This is a genomic window from Shewanella putrefaciens (assembly GCF_016406325.1).
GTDB lineage: Bacteria > Pseudomonadota > Gammaproteobacteria > Enterobacterales > Shewanellaceae > Shewanella > Shewanella putrefaciens.
This window is the reverse complement of record NZ_CP066370.1, coordinates 1,149,730-1,166,149: the sequence shown is the minus strand read 5'-3', so window position 1 is coordinate 1,166,149 and position 16,420 is coordinate 1,149,730. Positions and strand designations below refer to the sequence as shown.

At 44.0% G+C, this 16,420-nt stretch carries 16 protein-coding genes and 1 pseudogene; 14 read left to right on the top strand and 3 right to left on the bottom strand.

What is annotated here, in order from left to right:
* The first annotated feature begins 209 nt into the window (after positions 1-209).
* The 6 genes and pseudogenes from JEZ96_RS05295 (at position 210) to JEZ96_RS05270 (ending at position 4,030) form a co-directional block, all read left to right on the top strand.
* Positions 210-905, top strand: coding sequence for a 5'-methylthioadenosine/adenosylhomocysteine nucleosidase (locus tag JEZ96_RS05295; protein WP_011918881.1), 696 nt, complete (start codon positions 210-212; stop codon positions 903-905).
* Positions 906-942: 37 nt separating this feature from the next.
* A pseudogene (locus JEZ96_RS05290) lies at positions 943-1,932 on the top strand (cobalamin biosynthesis protein CobD/CbiB).
* Between the two features lie 55 nt (positions 1,933-1,987).
* Complete coding sequence (locus JEZ96_RS05285) at positions 1,988-2,365, top strand: DUF2721 domain-containing protein (RefSeq protein ID WP_011790301.1); 378 nt, start codon at positions 1,988-1,990, stop codon at positions 2,363-2,365.
* Positions 2,362-2,988, top strand: coding sequence for a trimeric intracellular cation channel family protein (locus tag JEZ96_RS05280; protein ID WP_014610108.1), 627 nt, complete (start codon positions 2,362-2,364; stop codon positions 2,986-2,988). The genes JEZ96_RS05285 and JEZ96_RS05280 overlap by 4 nt, the downstream gene beginning before the upstream one ends.
* 1 nt (position 2,989) lies before the next feature.
* Positions 2,990-3,481 (top strand): nuclear transport factor 2 family protein, encoded by a 492-nt coding sequence (locus JEZ96_RS05275; protein ID WP_014610107.1) that lies wholly within the window; start codon positions 2,990-2,992, stop codon positions 3,479-3,481.
* A 120-nt stretch (positions 3,482-3,601) separates the two neighbouring features.
* Positions 3,602-4,030, top strand: coding sequence for a hypothetical protein (locus JEZ96_RS05270; RefSeq protein ID WP_011918878.1), 429 nt, complete (start codon positions 3,602-3,604; stop codon positions 4,028-4,030).
* A 123-nt stretch (positions 4,031-4,153) separates the two neighbouring features.
* On the opposite strand, the gene tyrS is transcribed toward JEZ96_RS05270, so the two are convergent.
* On the bottom strand, positions 4,154-5,347 hold the full coding sequence (gene tyrS, locus JEZ96_RS05265) for a tyrosine--tRNA ligase (RefSeq protein WP_011790305.1): 1,194 nt from the start codon (positions 5,345-5,347) through the stop codon (positions 4,154-4,156).
* 126 nt (positions 5,348-5,473) lie between these two features.
* On the opposite strand from tyrS, the gene JEZ96_RS05260 reads away from it, so the two are divergent.
* The 4 genes from JEZ96_RS05260 (at position 5,474) to JEZ96_RS05245 (ending at position 9,116) form a co-directional block, all read left to right on the top strand.
* Positions 5,474-6,880, top strand: coding sequence for a peptidoglycan DD-metalloendopeptidase family protein (locus tag JEZ96_RS05260; protein ID WP_061782651.1), 1,407 nt, complete (start codon positions 5,474-5,476; stop codon positions 6,878-6,880).
* A gap of 21 nt (positions 6,881-6,901) precedes the next feature.
* On the top strand, positions 6,902-8,011 hold the full coding sequence (locus JEZ96_RS05255; RefSeq protein WP_011790307.1) for an anhydro-N-acetylmuramic acid kinase: 1,110 nt from the start codon (positions 6,902-6,904) through the stop codon (positions 8,009-8,011).
* Between the two features lie 252 nt (positions 8,012-8,263).
* A complete protein-coding gene (locus JEZ96_RS05250; protein ID WP_011790308.1) occupies positions 8,264-8,644 on the top strand; it encodes a DUF2750 domain-containing protein in 381 nt (126 codons plus the stop codon).
* A gap of 28 nt (positions 8,645-8,672) precedes the next feature.
* On the top strand, positions 8,673-9,116 hold the full coding sequence (locus JEZ96_RS05245; protein ID WP_061782650.1) for a hypothetical protein: 444 nt from the start codon (positions 8,673-8,675) through the stop codon (positions 9,114-9,116).
* A 98-nt stretch (positions 9,117-9,214) separates the two neighbouring features.
* On the opposite strand, the gene erpA is transcribed toward JEZ96_RS05245, so the two are convergent.
* Positions 9,215-9,565 (bottom strand): iron-sulfur cluster insertion protein ErpA, encoded by a 351-nt coding sequence (erpA, locus tag JEZ96_RS05240; protein ID WP_011790310.1) that lies wholly within the window; start codon positions 9,563-9,565, stop codon positions 9,215-9,217.
* Entirely contained in the window at positions 9,558-10,364 is an 807-nt protein-coding gene (locus JEZ96_RS05235) for a DUF6776 family protein (RefSeq protein ID WP_011790311.1), read from the bottom strand. The genes erpA and JEZ96_RS05235 overlap by 8 nt, the downstream gene beginning before the upstream one ends.
* Positions 10,365-10,437: 73 nt before the next feature.
* On the opposite strand from JEZ96_RS05235, the gene JEZ96_RS05230 reads away from it, so the two are divergent.
* The 4 genes from JEZ96_RS05230 to nhaD all read left to right on the top strand — a co-directional run bounded on the left by JEZ96_RS05230 (position 10,438) and on the right by nhaD (position 16,385).
* Positions 10,438-12,162 carry a chloride channel protein gene (locus tag JEZ96_RS05230; protein WP_011790312.1) on the top strand — a complete coding sequence of 575 codons (1,725 nt, stop codon included), beginning with the start codon at positions 10,438-10,440 and terminating at the stop codon, positions 12,160-12,162.
* A gap of 223 nt (positions 12,163-12,385) precedes the next feature.
* Positions 12,386-13,405, top strand: a complete 1,020-nt coding sequence (locus JEZ96_RS05225; RefSeq protein WP_011790313.1) for an aspartate carbamoyltransferase — start codon at positions 12,386-12,388, stop codon at positions 13,403-13,405.
* A gap of 26 nt (positions 13,406-13,431) precedes the next feature.
* Positions 13,432-14,724, top strand: a complete 1,293-nt coding sequence (gene hemL, locus JEZ96_RS05220) for a glutamate-1-semialdehyde 2,1-aminomutase (RefSeq protein WP_011790314.1) — start codon at positions 13,432-13,434, stop codon at positions 14,722-14,724.
* 413 nt (positions 14,725-15,137) lie between these two features.
* Entirely contained in the window at positions 15,138-16,385 is a 1,248-nt protein-coding gene (gene nhaD / locus JEZ96_RS05215; protein ID WP_025007371.1) for a sodium:proton antiporter NhaD, read from the top strand.
* The last annotated feature ends 35 nt before the right edge of the window (positions 16,386-16,420 follow it).

The window sequence follows — 16,420 nt, the reverse complement described above, 5'->3', positions numbered from 1 at the left end:
CTATAAATTAAGCGCCAACGTATTTTTATCACTAAAAACTGTTTTACCACTGTCGTTTAACAAGCACTCCAATGGCTGGACTCATGCAAACGAGTTCAGCCATTATCAAGCAATCCCAATCTCGCCATAACGACTGCATAAAACTGTGTGGTATATTAGCCAGCATTCCCGTGTCCCACTCTTTAAGTGTTGAATCAAAAAGGTCTCCCATGAAAATTGGAATTATTGGCGCAATGGAGCCAGAAGTCGCTCACCTGATCGCCGCCATGACAAACGCAACATCGCAAACCATTGCTGGTATTGAATTTATTGCGGGTACTCTCGCGGGTAAAGACGTAGTAGTAACTCGCTCTGGCATAGGTAAGGTGGCTGCAAGTATTGCGACCACGCTGCTCATCGAGAAATATGCGCCGGATGCGGTGATCAACACAGGTTCTGCCGGTGGTTTTGTTGATACGCTGGCCATTGGCGATATCGTGATTTCTTCTGAAGTGCGTCACCATGATGTGGATGTCACGGCTTTTGGTTATGAAATTGGCCAAATGGCACAGCAACCTGCTGCGTTTATTCCTGCCGCACATTTAGTTGAAGCTGCCAATAAAGCGATTGCTCAACTGGGTGAAGTCAAAGCAATTGAAGGTTTGATTTGTACTGGCGATAGCTTTATTTGCGATCCTGTTCGCACCCAAGCCATGCTCAAAAACTTCCCGACTATGGCTGCCTGTGAGATGGAAGGCGCTGCCATTGCCCAAGTATGTCACCAGTTTGGTGTGCCATTTGTGGTAATCCGCTCTTTATCGGATAACGCCAACAATGACTCGCCAGTGGATTTCGACTCTTATATTGTCAAAGCGGGTTACCATTCAGCGCTAATGGTAATGCTGTTACTTGAGCAGCTAAAATAGTCAATCTTGAGTAGCACCTTAAGCGGAAAAGTATCAAATGCATAGTTCTTTTTATCAACGACTTGTTGAGATTGATGGTGCTTTGTTTGAAGGTTTTTTGATACTTTTTTGCGCTTTATTGCTCGCACGTTTAGCCCCTTTACCGCGAGAAATGCAGCCGCTAATTTGGTTTACCCATTTAGCAAAACAGCTCGCCGCAAAAGTGAATCGTTCAGAACGTCCAGCAAGCCAACAAGCCACCGCAGGCTTGCTAGCAATGTTATTATTGGTATTTCCATTTTGGGCCATTATTACTTTTTTACTCGAACTAGCTGCTTTTCCTTGGTTTTTTGAGTTTTTAGTGCTTTATCTCTGCCTGAGTGATGCATGTTTCAACCAAGTGGCTGCTGAAATCGCTCAGGCTCTCAAGCGCCAAGATAATGCAAACGCCAAAAAACTGCTTCAGCCTTGGGTTGTCCGTGATACCGATAATCTATCTGAAGTCGGACTGGCCAAAGCCACCATAGAAAAACTCGCCACAGCGCCTATTTACGGGACGGCGGCAACCATTTTCTTTTTTGCCATCGCTGGAGCGCCCATGGTGCTTGCAGTGCGAATGATTAAGCAACTTGAACTCAGTTGGCCACCAATACAACCGAAATACCAACATTTTTGTAGCACAGTCAATAGCCTATCAACTGTATTATTAGCTATTCCCGGGTGGCTTTGGAGCCTATCCATTGCTATTCAGGGTGGACCTAAGGCAATGACAAGCCTTTTTCGATTACCTAAACATCATCCTGCTTTACGGGGTTATATTCTCAGTGTGGATTTGGTGGCCAGAATTTTACATATTGAATTAGGCGGTCCACAAAAATTTTCAGGTCAACGTATCGATGTGGCCAAAATCAGTTACGGCCCACAACCCACTAGCAACAATATAGCCTCAGCGATTCAACTCACCTCCCGCGCGAGTGCTATATGATTTAGTTTTGTTATTGTACTTCCCCTGTTATGGGCAGGTTTACGTTGGCTACAAAGCCTGTGATATGATGCAATTTCCCTTAGCACTTAGTTAAAGGCAGGCCCTCTTGTTTGAAAATATGCATGTTTCATTAACAACCCCAGCGTTGTTATTTCCAGCAATTTCCCTGCTATTACTCGCGTATACCAACCGATTTTTTGCACTGGCAGCACTGATCCGTCAGTTGAGTAACGGCGACAAACCCGTACATAAGGATCAAATTAAAAACCTCAGCCAGCGGATCCGCATCATACGAAGAATGCAAGAAGCAGGTGTTTCCAGTTTTGCGCTGTGTGTTTTATGTATGATTTTTATCTATATTGGTTTAAATAAAACGGGATCTGTTATCTTCGGTGCTAGCTTATTACTACTGCTCTACTCACTGATTTTATCTGTGATCGAAATTCGTATTTCCGTGGATGCCTTAAATATCCATATCAAAGAGATGAGTAAATGATCCATTGGATCTACTTTTTTGACTTATGTGGCACAGCCGTTTTTGCCTTATCCGGCGCACTCGCCGCCGGGCGCCATAGAATGGATCCATTTGGTGTCATTGTCCTTGCCTCTGTCACCGCTATTGGTGGCGGCAGCATCCGCGATGCGCTCATAGGTGCAACACCCGTATTTTGGATCCGCGACCCAAACTACATCATAGTGATCCTCGCGACCGTGCTCGCCTGTTTGCTATTGGTCCGTCGGCCTCGCAAGGTGCCCGAGTACATTTTACCCGTCGCAGATGCCTTTGGATTAGCCCTGTTTACTGTGATTGGTGCCGAAAAAGCCCTCAATATGGGTTTGAGTGGCATGATTGCCGTGGTAATGGGCTTGATCACAGGCGTGGGAGGAGGCATTATTCGAGACTTACTCTGTAGGCAAATACCCATGGTGTTACGCACAGAAATATATGCTACGGCTTCAATCATTGGTGGCATAGGTTATACCGTCAGTTTAACCTACGGTATGAATGAAAAAACGGCGCTGTTTTTGGCGATGACCAGTGCCTTGATTATCCGCTTAAGCGCCATCAAATGGCATCTATCTCTACCAGCCTTTGATCTCAAAACTAAGAGGGAATAGTTTGCGAATATTGTGTCTTATTTTATGTCTTATGTTTGCTTCTCTCGTGATTCCTGTATCGGCACAAGCCAACTCGGGAGAAATGCCACAGGAGCAGCAACTCGCCGTAAAGTACATGGATGCACTAACCGAGCACGACTACAAAACTCTTATCACATTTTATAATCGCGACAGTATTTTCTTCGATAAAACAGCTAACCGTAAATATACTGGAGGGCGATTTATCATCGACTTTCTAGAACGAGCTCATCAAGGTGTACTCGAATATGATTTTAATATCGAGCATATGTATAACGCAGGCTCTTTAGTGGTCATGATAGGTAACTACCATTTTAAAGGACCCGGTGAACAATTCGGCAAACCCGGTAAAATTATTGATGTGGCAATTCCTGCAGTCACCAGTCTAAAACTCGATATGCTCAACCGTAGAGTGACTGAACATGTCGATCTAATTGATTACCAAACCATGTCAGACCAATTGGCGATGCAGTAATCACAAAATTTGTGCCTCCTTGAAACTTGAGACCAAGATACAGGTCGAAGCTAACAATGAATCAATTTCCAGAATGTTATGCATTCACCAGATTTACAGCATTGTTGCAATGAGGTTTGTATGAAATTTTTTGGATTATGTGCCCTAGTCGCCTTTTATAGCCTAATGCTGTCGCCCCAAGCACAAGCACAGCAACCCATTATTGTTTCTTATGCAGTTCAACCTGTTAATCACTTCAATCAACAATTACGCATCGCGCAGGCGCAACAACAAGATTGGGCAAAAGATCCTAGCAAAATCAGTAGCCAATATGCAGGTAATAAATTTACCTTAGTGCGCACTCAATCGCATAAAGGCAGCATTTTAACCTATCAAGTGAGCGAGTTTTCCAAGCAACATCCACAAATGCTGTTGATTATCTCCCTGAAACAAAATGCCAAACAGTGGCAGGTCAGTTCGGCTCAGTTGGCGTGGAAATGCAGTGGTGGACAACACTTTGGTACCGACAGATGTAATATCGCCGAGCATGAGCTAAACACAGCGCCTTAATCTTGCTGTGTAGAAAAGCATAAAAAAAGAGCGCCCTAAGGCGCTCTTTTTATTCGTTTAAACTTCTTGAAGTTTAAACGAATAAATTAAAATGACTTAACCTAAACCCACTGACCAACGTCACTATACCAAAGTCACTTTGGCAAACTTACGTTTACCGACTTGGAATACAGCAACAGTACCCGCGAACAAAGTCATACGGCTATCTTCTAACTTTTCGCCGTCCATCTTCACCGCACCTTGCTTAATCATCCGCATCGCTTCTGAAGTCGATGCCACTAAATCAGCATCCTTCAACAGATTGGCAATCGCAATACCTTCACCCGCTGCTAACTCGATTGCTTCGATATCGTCAGGGATCATTCCCTTAGCACGATCGACAAAGGCTTGATGTGCGCTTTCGGCAGACGCTGCATCATGGAAACGGGTGATAATTTCCTTCGCTAAAGCAATTTTAATGTCACGTGGGTTAGCGCCATTAACCACATCTTGTTTGAATTGTTCAATTTCAGCCAGAGGGCGGAATGACAGCAACTCAAAGTAGCGCCACATCAAATCGTCCGAAATTGACATCAGCTTACCAAACATTTCGTTGGCGGGTTCACTCACACCAATGTAGTTGTGCGCCGATTTAGACATTTTCTTCACACCGTCTAAACCCTCAAGCAGTGGCATCATAATCACAGCTTGTGGTTTTTGACCTTCGGCTTTCTGTAACTCACGCCCCATTAACAGGTTGAACTTCTGGTCAGTACCGCCTAATTCAACGTCGGCCTTAAGGGCTACTGAGTCATAACCTTGCAGCAGTGGATACATAAACTCATGGATGGCAATCGATTGACCTGAAGCATAACGCTTCTTAAAGTCATCACGCTCCATCATACGCGCAACGGTTTGTTGTGATGCTAAGCGGATCATTCCCGCAGCACCTAAAGGCTCTAACCAACTTGAGTTAAACTCGATGCGCGTTTTTGCGGGGTCAAGGATTTTATAGACCTGCTCTTTATAGGTTTCAGCGTTGGCTAATACTTGCTCACGAGTCAGTGGTGGACGGGTACTATTTTTACCACTCGGATCACCCACCATACCGGTAAAGTCACCAATTAAGAAAATGACTTCATGACCTAACTCTTGGAATAATCGTAATTTATTTAAAATTACTGTGTGTCCAAGATGGATATCCGGTGCAGTAGGATCTGCGCCTAACTTAATACGAAGTGGACGTCCTTCTTTGAGTTTTTCCAGCAGATCCGATTCGAGTAAAATCTCATCGGTACCACGTCTAATTTCTGCTAATACTTGGTCTAAATCAGCCATCTCGGCAGGGACTCCTAAGGCCATGATCATAAAATGAGGAGACTTATGTTACTTGTTAGCCAGCACAATTGAAAGTGTGTACACTAACGGGATTATTCAAGCCTCAGGTTATCGGTATCGGCGTCAATGGGAAAGGTTATTACGTTATTTAAATTGTTGCCTAAAAAGCATCAAATTCTCCTCAGCATTCTTTCTGTTATCACTATGATAACCATGCTCCTACCTTCTGAAGAAGCCCAAGCTTCAAGGCAAACCGCAGGCATGAGTGAGCAAACACAAATTAACACCCGTTATGATGTTCCTCTCGCCTTTCGCTCACCACAACGCCCTGAGTCAATAGAGGGTGAATCGAGTGATGTTCCAGCAAATGCAGAGCCATTATCCTCAACAGATGCGCTAGCCGCAGGAAATGCCAATAATCAAGCTGTCGAGTCCATTGAAAGTGCACTCCATAGGGATGTAGAGCACTTTAATGTTAAAAATGGCGATACCTTAGCAGCGGTATTTGACCGCGCAGGTTTAACGAGTAAAGATGTTTATGAAATCACCCAGTTGCCTTTAGCTAAGCAAAATTTACTTAAGATAATGCCTGGCGAAGAAATTGTGATATCAAAAGATGCCAAGGGTGATTTAACTGAAGTACGCTATCGAATTAATGCTATTTCTACGCTCGTGATCAGTAAAAACCAAGAACAATATCACGAAAAAATATCTGAGAAGGATGTAGAAATTCGCACGCATTTTACCAGCGCGAAGATTAAAAGTAATTTTTGGAACTCTGCGGTTGATGCGGGCTTAAATGCGAACCAAATCATGCAACTATCTACAGTGTTTGGTTGGGATATCGACTTTGCATTGGATTTACGTGAGGGCGACAGTTTCGCGATTATCTATGAACAAGAATATGCAGAAGGTGAGTTTTTACGTAACGGTAATATCTTAGCTGCTGAGTTTATTAACCAAGATGAGCGTTATACGGCGATTCGCTATACGGACGGTAACTACTACTCAGAAAATGGTACTAGCATGCGTAAAGCCTTTTTGCGCTCACCGGTTGATTTTAAATATGTCAGTTCCAACTTTAACCCAAAGCGTTTGCACCCAGTCACAGGTCAAATAAAAGCCCATCGAGGTGTTGATTATGTTGCCGCCATAGGCACGCCAATTAAAGCCGCGGGTAGTGGCCGTGTGATCGAGTCGGGCTATAATCAATTCAACGGTAACTATGTGTTTATTAAACACAACGATACTTACACGACGAAATACCTACACCTCACCAAACGTAATGTCAGCAAAGGGGCAAACGTTAAGCAAGGGCAAATCATCGGCACTTTAGGAAAAACAGGACGAGTTACCGGGGCGCATCTACACTACGAATTCATCGTTAATGGTGTACATCGCAATCCAAGAACGATCACTTTACCTAAAGCCGAATCCATTGCACGTAAAGAAAAACCGCAATTCGATGCCTTGAGTAGACAATTAATGGCGACCATTTCGCAGAACAAGCAAACACAATTAGCAATGCAATAACGACTGGACGGACTCCTCCCGATGAAAAACGCTTATTATATTGGACTTATGTCTGGCACTAGCATGGATGGTGTTGATGCGGTATTAGTCGACTTTTCGGGCCCACAACCGCAGCTGATTTGCAGCCATACAGAAGCCATTCCGAGCCATTTACTCAAAGGGCTACAGCGTTTATGTTTGCCCGGTGCCGATGAAATAAACCGCCTTGGACGATTAGATCGCAATGTAGGACAATTATTTGCTTTGGCGGTCAATAATCTACTGGCAAAGTGCAATATTGCGAAAGAAGATATCATCGCCATTGGTAGCCATGGCCAAACGGTGCGCCACATGCCAAACCTTGAAGTGGGTTTTACCCTCCAAATAGGCGATCCTAATACTATTGCGACGGAAACAGGCATAGATGTTATTGCCGATTTTCGCCGTAAAGATATTGCCCTCGGCGGCCAAGGCGCCCCCTTAGTGCCCGCATTCCACCAGCAAACCTTTGCCGAAATCGGCAAAAAACGCATTATTTTGAATATCGGTGGTATCGCCAATGTCACTTACCTTCCTGGAACAAGTGAACATGTACTGGGTTTCGATACCGGTCCAGGCAATACGCTTATCGACGCTTGGATCCAGCATGTAAAAAGTGAACCTTTTGATAAGAATGGCGAATGGGCTGCGTCCGGCAAAACCAACCCAGACCTATTAGCTCAGCTATTATCTCATCCTTATTTTTCGCTTGCTTATCCTAAAAGTACAGGCCGTGAATTATTTAACCAAGCGTGGTTAGAACAGCAACTATCGCCCTTTAATCATTTAGATGAAGAAGATATCCAATCGACACTTTTAGATATGACTTGCCATAGTATCGCGAGGGATGTCATCAAATTATCGCCGGAGGGAGAGCTATTTGTCTGCGGTGGCGGCGCGTTTAATACCCAACTAATGCAACGTCTCGCCGCTTTATTGCCGGGTTATAAACTGGATACTACCTCGGCTCTTGGCGTTGATCCTAAATGGGCCGAAGGTATCGCCTTTGCGTGGCTCGCCATGCGTAACCACTTAGGTTTACCCGCAAATCTTCCTGCTGTTACGGGCGCCTCCCGCGAAGCCGTACTCGGCGGACGATTTAGCGCTAAATAATAACGGTTTAAATTACCTGAATAAAAGCTTCATACTTTGAGGCTTTTATTCTAAATAATACTTGGCAACCTCAGATTGGCATTCATGTATAGAGATGAACAGCACGCCATAAATGTATCCTACTGTACTGTTGTTCTTTTTCTCATCCCACTCTAATGTTACCATTTGACTAACTGGTGATTTTTGCTTTGCCCTCATTTTTACATTGGGACACAACAAGCATCACCCTATTCCAGCAAAAGAGATATTTTCATGAGCAAGACTGTTAAAACCCTCGCTGAAACAGCAGCGATGACACCTGAAGGTCGTTACGATTACCTTGTTGAACAAGTTAAAGAACATAAGGTTCTTTGGACCTTGCAGGATCAAGACGGTTGCGTAATGCTGACCACGGAAGAAGAAGATTGTATTCCTATGTGGCCAACGGAAGATGCCGCTGAATCTTGGGCTGTGGATGAGTGGAGCGACTGTCAAACATTAGCCATTCCCTATGATGAATGGCATGAAAGATGGGTTCCAGGCATGGAAGATGATGATCTGTTTGTTGCTGTATTTCCTGTACAGGATGACTTAGGCGTGGTTATTCCCCCTTACGAGTTAGATCAGCGTTTATTGCCTAAACAAAGCCACTAATCGCCTTAACCCTGATGCGAGAATCTCGATGAGTGAGCAAGGATCTCCTTCACTAACGCCTGCAATAGCGCAAGACACGCGTTTGCCAAAACGCTTAATTGTCCTGCTGTTACTTTATGTTGTGGCTTCAATAAGTGGCTTAATGGCAAAGCAAGGCGTGTTATTTTGCCTATTAACACTCTTTATGGTGATTGCAATTATTGGTCGTCAGAAAGCAGGGCTTATTATGTTGCGCGGTTATACTCTGGTGCAATTAGCTTTGGTCAGTATGTTGCCAGTAATACTATACGATCCTGATAATCTCATTGTTGGCCCAACAACGGTATATTTAGGTGAATGGCAGGAAAAACTCCCTGACTATATGATTTTTATCGCCTTGATAGCCTTATCATTACTGCAAGTGTGGATTGCATTTAATGGTAAAGTTAAAGCATGGTTTAAACCTAAATTAAACCTAAACATTATGAACTAGCTCATTGTTATTATAGTGAAAATAATAAAAAGCCGTCATTACGACGGCTTTTTTAATCTCATTTAAGACTCAATATGCTCGCGAAAAATAAGCAAAGATTAAACGGAGAAACTGGCTCCACAACCACAGGTCGTGGTCGCATTGGGGTTTTTCACAAAGAAGCGTGAACCCTCGAGCCCAGAGGTATAGTCGACTTCACCGCCAACAAGATATTGTAAACTCATTGGATCGACGACTAATTGGACACCTTGTTTTTCAACTGTAAAATCGCCTTCGTTGACCTTTTCATCAAAGGTAAAGCCGTACTGAAATCCAGAACATCCGCCACCAGTTACATAAACACGCAACTTAAGTGCTGGATTTTGCTCTTCTTCTAGCAAGCCTTTTACCTTTGCTGCAGCCGCATCGGTAAATTGGATTGGCATTGCTGCATCAGCTTGTTCAGTCATTACTACCTCTTACATCAGTTTTCTGGGGCAAATTATCCGTTACCTGACTATTTTGTTCAAGTATTACCCGTGGTTCTTTTTCACCCTGCAATAATTCAGGGACACTATAAACACGTTCTGTCTGTGAATTCTTCGTCCAACGGCTTGATGGGACAACCACTTTCACTTTGACTTGCAATAAATTAAAGCCTGCTGGCACTGTCACTTTGGTATCTATGACCTGAAAATAGCGAAAATCAAATTCGAGCTTAGAACCCGTGAGTTTGTTCACACTTAACTCAACAGATTTCCCCTCTTGCACACCGATAAGGGTTAATTCGGCTCGACCTTGAATGGCTTGTTTACGCTTTTGTAACTGAGTCAAGATAAGCTTTAAGTTATATTCATCAGCTAAGGCGCCAGGCGTCATCTCAAGTCCGTGAATGGCAATACCTTCAGCATTATCATCAGGCGACATAATACTGCGATAAAACGCTAACTCATACTCAAGATCTTTTTGCTTTTTGATTTGCTGACCAAACATCTCCTGCATTTGAGCATTTGCCTCGCGCTCAATTGATAGCTCTAAATTTCGCGTTGCAAGCAATTGGGTCTGCTCTTCCAATTCTGCGGTTAATCTTTGAGATTTGTTACTGCCAATGTGTTTAACTACGGACTCATCGCTACTTAAGATGCAAAAACTTATCCAAGCACCTAAAAGAAAAGCAACTAACACTAAAAGTAATAAATACACTGAGGATGAACGGTACTTGCTGTCAATTCCTTGCAGCCAATCTAGCCAACGATGATAATTTGGCATTAGGTAACAGCCCCTTATATAAAATACAATCAACTCTAGACGAGTTCGATACAATACAACTCAGGCCAATGCAGTGCAATTAACGATAAAGAAAGTTGCTATTCAACATGCCATAGTCACAGCCAAAAAGTATTTAACCAATGAGCTACGTGACCATTTATCCCAAGCCCGCATCAGTGCACAACTGTGCATACTGGCACTGTTATTTGCGATTTTTGCATCCTGCGTGATCTTACTGTTTCGACTCTTGCTCGTTTGGGCTAATCATTACACCCAAATACAAGCGCTGGATTTTACGGGGAACGTCGCCGACTGGCGAGCCTTGTTACCCCTTTTAGGCGCAATATTAATTTGGATTGTGGCGAAGTTGGGTTCCAAACGCTACAAACGTATGGGAATAGCCTATGTGTTACATAGAGTTAAACTGCACTACGGTAAAATTCCGCTGCAATCCGCCGCTGGGCAGTTTTTTCAAGCACTCTTTGCCCTAGGCACCAATTTCTCCGTCGGCCGTGAAGGTCCTGCCATTCATCTGGGTGCTGTCAGCGCCAGTTTTCTCGCCGAAAAATTCAATCTTCCCGATAACAGTGTGCGCATCATGTGCGCCAGTGGTATTGCCGCAGGGATTGCCGCCACTTTTAACGCGCCCTTGGCGGCGGTGATTTTTGTACTTGAAGTGATAGTACGTGAATATAAAATCCATTACTTTTTCCCGATTATGCTATCAGCAATTTGTGGCGCAGTTTCAAGCCAACTGGTGTTTGGTAATGTGCACGAATTTGACCGTATTCAAGTGATCCACATTCCCCTAGATCACTACCCGATTCTCGCCATTGGCGGCTTAGTATTAGGCTGTGTTGCCGCTTTTTTTAACTACTCACTCATAAAAGTCACCACTACGAGCCAAAAATGGCCACTGATTTTCCGACTATTATTGGCGGCTGTTATCACGACGTTGATCGGCTTAGTCTTACCCCAAGCGCTTGGCACTGGTGATTTAGCTATCAGCGAAGCCATCAGTGAACACCCAAGTTTATTACTCTTAATCGCCCTGCTGGTAGCTAAAATCATCGCAACCATTGCGGCGATAGGCCTTGGCATTCCAGGAGGATTAATTGGACCACTCTACGGCATAGGTGCCTTGATTGGGGCTATTTTAGCCCTCGTGAGCGCAATACTATTTCCGTCCATAGCCCCTTATGTAGGGCTTTACACAGTGATCGGCATGACGGCCATGATGGGCGTGTGTTTAAGTGCGCCGCTGGCCGCCTTGGTCGCCCTATTAGAAATGACTAATGACGCCAGCATTATTTTACCGGCAATGTTTGTAACTGTTCCGGCTTTTTTAATTGCTTATCAGGGTTTTAAGACTGACTCCATTTTCTTTAAGCAATTAGAAATTATGGGACTAGGTTATAAGGTCGCCCCCGTGAATTTAGCACTACAGAAAAAAGGCGTGCGAGCCTTAATGGATAAACGCTTTGTTATCGTCAATAACAACGATGAATTGTTGCTCGAAGTGCTAAAACGCGCCGAAGGTCGACCCGTGCTAGTCCGCAATGCCGATGGCATTATCGAAATGCTTCGTCTTGAAATGCAGTCCTATGATGACAGTACCACGCTATCGCGCCATCCCATGCAAGGGCTAAGCGACAGCACCACCCTCAATGAAGTCTATTCACTATTGTCGCCCAAACGTAACGGTGAAGTGTTTATCTATCAAGATTCGCCAGACAATGTGGTCGGGGTAATCAGTTGGTCGAACCTGCAACAAGAGATTCGTTCAGGCCAAGCCTAATATCGCTTCAAAACCTAGTTGCTATTAAAAGATTCAAAACCTGAGACGGCAGATTAAAAGCTTTTTGGGCTTCATCGCAAAAATCTAACACAGTGACAATGGGCTATTTCGTTGTAACTGTGCTTCTGCTACAATCGCGCCTCAGCCACCCTACATAACATCAGGGCAGATAAGCGCGATACCGCAGCTTAAAATGCCCCCTAGCAAATTGGAAAACAGGCTGATGAATCAGTTCGAAGGATCCCATATCCTCTCCGTAAACCAGTTAGATCTTGACTCAATCCAAACTATTTTTAATGTCGCTAGCCGCATGATGCCCTATGCACTTCGAGAGAAGCGCAATAATGTGCTCGATGGCGCCATTTTAGGTAACCTGTTTTTCGAACCCAGTACCCGTACCCGCGTCAGTTTTGGTTGCGCCTTTAATTTACTTGGCGGCCATGTGCGTGAAACCACAGGTATGGCTTCATCGTCTTTATCTAAGGGTGAGTCCCTGTACGATACGGCGCGGGTGTTATCCACCTATTCCGATGTGATTGCGATGCGTCATCCCGACTCTTACTCGGTAAAAGAGTTTGCCGAAGGCAGCCGCGTCCCAGTGATCAACGGCGGCGATGGTTCGAACGAACATCCGACTCAAGCCCTGCTCGATTTATTTACTATTCAAAAAGAACTTAAGTGTGCTGGCCGCGGTATCGATGGCATGCACATCGCTATGGTGGGCGACTTGAAATTTGGCCGTACAGTGCATTCTCTGTCGCGCTTACTCTGCATGTATAAGAACATTAGCTTCACACTGATTTCGCCTGCTGAATTAGCCATGCCTGATTATGTGATCTCTGACATTGAAAATGCTGGCCATAGCATCAAAATAACCGACCAACTTGAAGGCCATTTAGATAACGCAGATATTCTGTATCTTACTCGCATTCAAGAAGAACGCTTCCCTTCACAGGAAGAAGCGAATAAGTATCGCGGCAAGTTCCGCTTAAATCGCAGTATTTACACTCAGCATTGCAAATCTAACACTGTCATTATGCATCCGCTTCCAAGGGATTCACGTGCGCAAGCCAATGAGTTAGATAATGATTTAAACAGCCATCCTAATCTTGCTATCTTCAGACAGGCGGACAATGGGCTGTTAATTCGCATGGCTTTGTTTGCATTGACACTCGGCGTTGATAATCAACTCGAAAAATATGAGTGTCCAGTTAATTGGTATTCACGTAAAGCCGATCGCTAATTGGCTACAGACTTTAAGGACTAAACATGACCCGTTCCGAAGCACTATTTGAACAGGCTAAAAAAACCATCCCCGGCGGTGTTAACTCTCCGGTTCGTGCATTTAATGGTGTAGGCGGTTCACCCCTGTTTATTGAAAAAGCTAACGGCGCTTATATTTACGATGCCGATGGCAAAGCTTATATCGACTATGTCGGTTCTTGGGGCCCGATGATCCTTGGCCACAACCATCCTAAAATCCGTGCGGCGGTATTAGCGGCGGTGGAAAATGGCTTGTCTTTTGGTGCGCCAACTGAGCTTGAAGTGCAAATGGCCGAGAAAGTCATCTCTATGGTGCCTTCTATTGAGCAAGTACGCATGGTGAGTTCAGGTACGGAAGCTACTATGAGTGCTATCCGTTTAGCGCGTGGTTTTACCAATCGTGACAAGATCTTAAAATTTGAAGGCTGTTACCACGGCCACGCAGATTGCCTGTTAGTGAAAGCTGGTTCTGGCGCATTAACTTTAGGTCAACCTAGCTCACCCGGTATTCCTGAAGATTTCGCCAAGCACACCCTCACCGCTGTGTATAACGATTTAGATTCAGTTAGAACCCTGTTCGAACAGTATCCAACTGAGATTTCTTGCATCATCATCGAACCCGTTGCCGGCAACATGAACTGTATTCCACCTGTCCCAGGTTTCCTCCAAGGTCTGCGTGATATGTGTGATGAGTTTGGCGCGCTACTGATCATCGATGAAGTAATGACGGGTTTTCGCGTATCACAAAGTGGCGCGCAGGGGTATTACGGCGTCACACCAGACCTAACCACACTCGGTAAAGTGATTGGTGGCGGTATGCCAGTGGGCGCTTTCGGTGGCCGTAAAGATGTAATGCAATTTATCGCACCGACTGGCCCAGTGTATCAAGCGGGTACTCTATCAGGTAACCCCATTGCGATGTCAGCGGGTCTGGCACAAATGGACGCCCTGTGTGAAGAAGGTTTGTACGAAGCACTGAGTGCAAAAACCAAACGTATTGCAGAAGGCTTTAAAGCCGCGGCGGATAAGCACGGTATTCCAATGGCGATCAACTATGTTGGCGGCATGTTCGGCTTCTTCTTTACCGAACAGGAGCAGATCACTCGCTTCGATCAAGTGACCAAGTGCAATATTGAGCACTTCCGCACTTTCTACCACGGAATGTTAGACGAAGGTGTTTACTTAGCACCTAGCGCCTATGAAGCAGGCTTCCTATCTATGGCCCATGGTGAAGAAGAACTGCGCCTAACCTTAGAAGCCGCAGATCGTGTTTTAGCGAGTATGAAAACCGAAAGTTAATTTGCTGAGCATGTTATACAGCAGTAAAAAGAGACGCATTAGCGTCTCTTTTTTATGACATTTGAAAAATCGCACCCGTTAAATAGGATTAATTAAAGAATCGCACGCTAATCGCTTAGACTTTAATCGTAGATTTCACTTTACACTCAAACCCATTCCAGCATAAAAAACCAAAACAACATTATTAGAAATAATAAAACCAGCATAAAACACCACATCAAAAACAAATTCACCGAGATATGCATCACAAAACAACACAAAAACGAGTTACACCTAACGGTTGCGTTATTCATATCATTATGTTTTGATCCGCACGCGTTAACACAGCAAGCTTAATTTAGCCTTGAAAACGCCAATCTATAGTATGCCTCTAGCCTGCTATTACACTAAAAACAGCCGTTGGAATTGCAGTTATGTTATATACCTTTCTGATCATATTGGCCGTGCTCGCCCTGCTCAGTATTATTTTCGAAGAAGTGACCCACCTTAATAAAGCAAAAACCACCTTATTTTTTGGCTGCATTTCTTGGGTAGCGCTGTTTATGGCAGCAGGCGATCCTGAGCATGAGAAAATTATTGCAAATCAACTCAACGAAAACTTACTCGAAATTGCGACTCTTTGGTTGTTTCTGATGTCAACAATGACTTTTGTCGCTTACCTCAACGCAAAAGGCATGATCCAAATCATGGTGCAAAAGCTGTTTCCACAACAAGTTTCTGTACGAATGTTGATGATCCAAGTGGCTTTGTTTGCACTGGTTTTATCGGCATTCTGCGATAACGTTACCGCCACATTAGTGTCTTTAGGCCTATTAACCACCTTTAAGCTTGATAAACAAATGCGTCGTAGGATGGCAGTATTAATTATTTTCGCCGTTAACTCTGGCGGTGTTGCATTAATCACTGGTGACGTTACTACCCTGATGATTTTCTTAGGCGGGCATGTTCATATGTCCGAGCTATTAATACTGTTTATTCCCTCTGCCCTTAGCGTTATTTTACTCGCGACCTTGTTTTCACTTAAAGCAGAAGGTGTTGTCGCCACAACACCTATCAAACATACCTATCAAATAGTTGATGTGCTGATTGCTCTAGTATTCTTCTGCACTATTTTAATGACTATGTTATTCAATATTCTCTTTGGGATCCCACCAGTGCTGACATTCCTAACGGGTCTATCTGTTATGTTCCTCATTGGTCACACTACACGTAGCGATAAAGAGGAAATTAAAATTCTTGAATATATTCGACAAGTTGAATATGACACTTTATTGTTTTTCTTAGGTATTTTATTACTCGTTGGTATGCTAAAAGAAATCGGCACCTTAGATATGCTGACGAAAGCATATGCTATGTTCAACCCAAACATTTCTAACTTCGTCACGGGGATGGGCTCAGCCTTAATTGATAACGTGCCATTAACGGCGGCGTTATTAAAAGCAGAACCCGTACTCAGTACACCAGAATGGCTTGGCTTAACTTACAGCGTCGGTGTGGGAGGTTCCTTACTCATCATAGGTTCTGCAGCTGGGATAGTCGCGATGAGTAAAGTGAAAGAATTGACATTCGTCAGTTACTTAAAATATGTACCGGCTTTATTCTTATGTTATAGCTTGGGCTATTGCCTCACGTTATTACTCGCTTACAAGCTGTTTGCTTAAAGTAAAGGCGACTAAACAAAAGGCGCCTACTAGAG

Excerpts from the sequence above, each read along its gene's own strand:
- JEZ96_RS05260 (WP_061782651.1), top strand. The coding sequence starts at position 5,474 with ATGGGAAAGGTTATTACGTTATTTAAATTGTTGCCTAAAAAGCATCAA.
- JEZ96_RS05245 (WP_061782650.1), top strand. The coding sequence starts at position 8,673 with ATGAGTGAGCAAGGATCTCCTTCACTAACGCCTGCAATAGCGCAAGAC.
- hemL (WP_011790314.1), top strand. The coding sequence starts at position 13,432 with ATGACCCGTTCCGAAGCACTATTTGAACAGGCTAAAAAAACCATCCCC.
- JEZ96_RS05235 (WP_011790311.1), bottom strand. The coding sequence starts at position 10,364 with ATGCCAAATTATCATCGTTGGCTAGATTGGCTGCAAGGAATTGACAGC.
- JEZ96_RS05280 (WP_014610108.1), top strand. The coding sequence starts at position 2,362 with ATGATCCATTGGATCTACTTTTTTGACTTATGTGGCACAGCCGTTTTT.
- JEZ96_RS05285 (WP_011790301.1), top strand. The coding sequence starts at position 1,988 with ATGCATGTTTCATTAACAACCCCAGCGTTGTTATTTCCAGCAATTTCC.
- JEZ96_RS05270 (WP_011918878.1), top strand. The coding sequence starts at position 3,602 with ATGAAATTTTTTGGATTATGTGCCCTAGTCGCCTTTTATAGCCTAATG.
- erpA (WP_011790310.1), bottom strand. The coding sequence starts at position 9,565 with ATGACTGAACAAGCTGATGCAGCAATGCCAATCCAATTTACCGATGCG.
- JEZ96_RS05250 (WP_011790308.1), top strand. The coding sequence starts at position 8,264 with ATGAGCAAGACTGTTAAAACCCTCGCTGAAACAGCAGCGATGACACCT.
- JEZ96_RS05255 (WP_011790307.1), top strand. The coding sequence starts at position 6,902 with ATGAAAAACGCTTATTATATTGGACTTATGTCTGGCACTAGCATGGAT.
- nhaD (WP_025007371.1), top strand. The coding sequence starts at position 15,138 with ATGTTATATACCTTTCTGATCATATTGGCCGTGCTCGCCCTGCTCAGT.
- JEZ96_RS05295 (WP_011918881.1), top strand. The coding sequence starts at position 210 with ATGAAAATTGGAATTATTGGCGCAATGGAGCCAGAAGTCGCTCACCTG.
- JEZ96_RS05225 (WP_011790313.1), top strand. The coding sequence starts at position 12,386 with ATGAATCAGTTCGAAGGATCCCATATCCTCTCCGTAAACCAGTTAGAT.
- tyrS (WP_011790305.1), bottom strand. The coding sequence starts at position 5,347 with ATGGCTGATTTAGACCAAGTATTAGCAGAAATTAGACGTGGTACCGAT.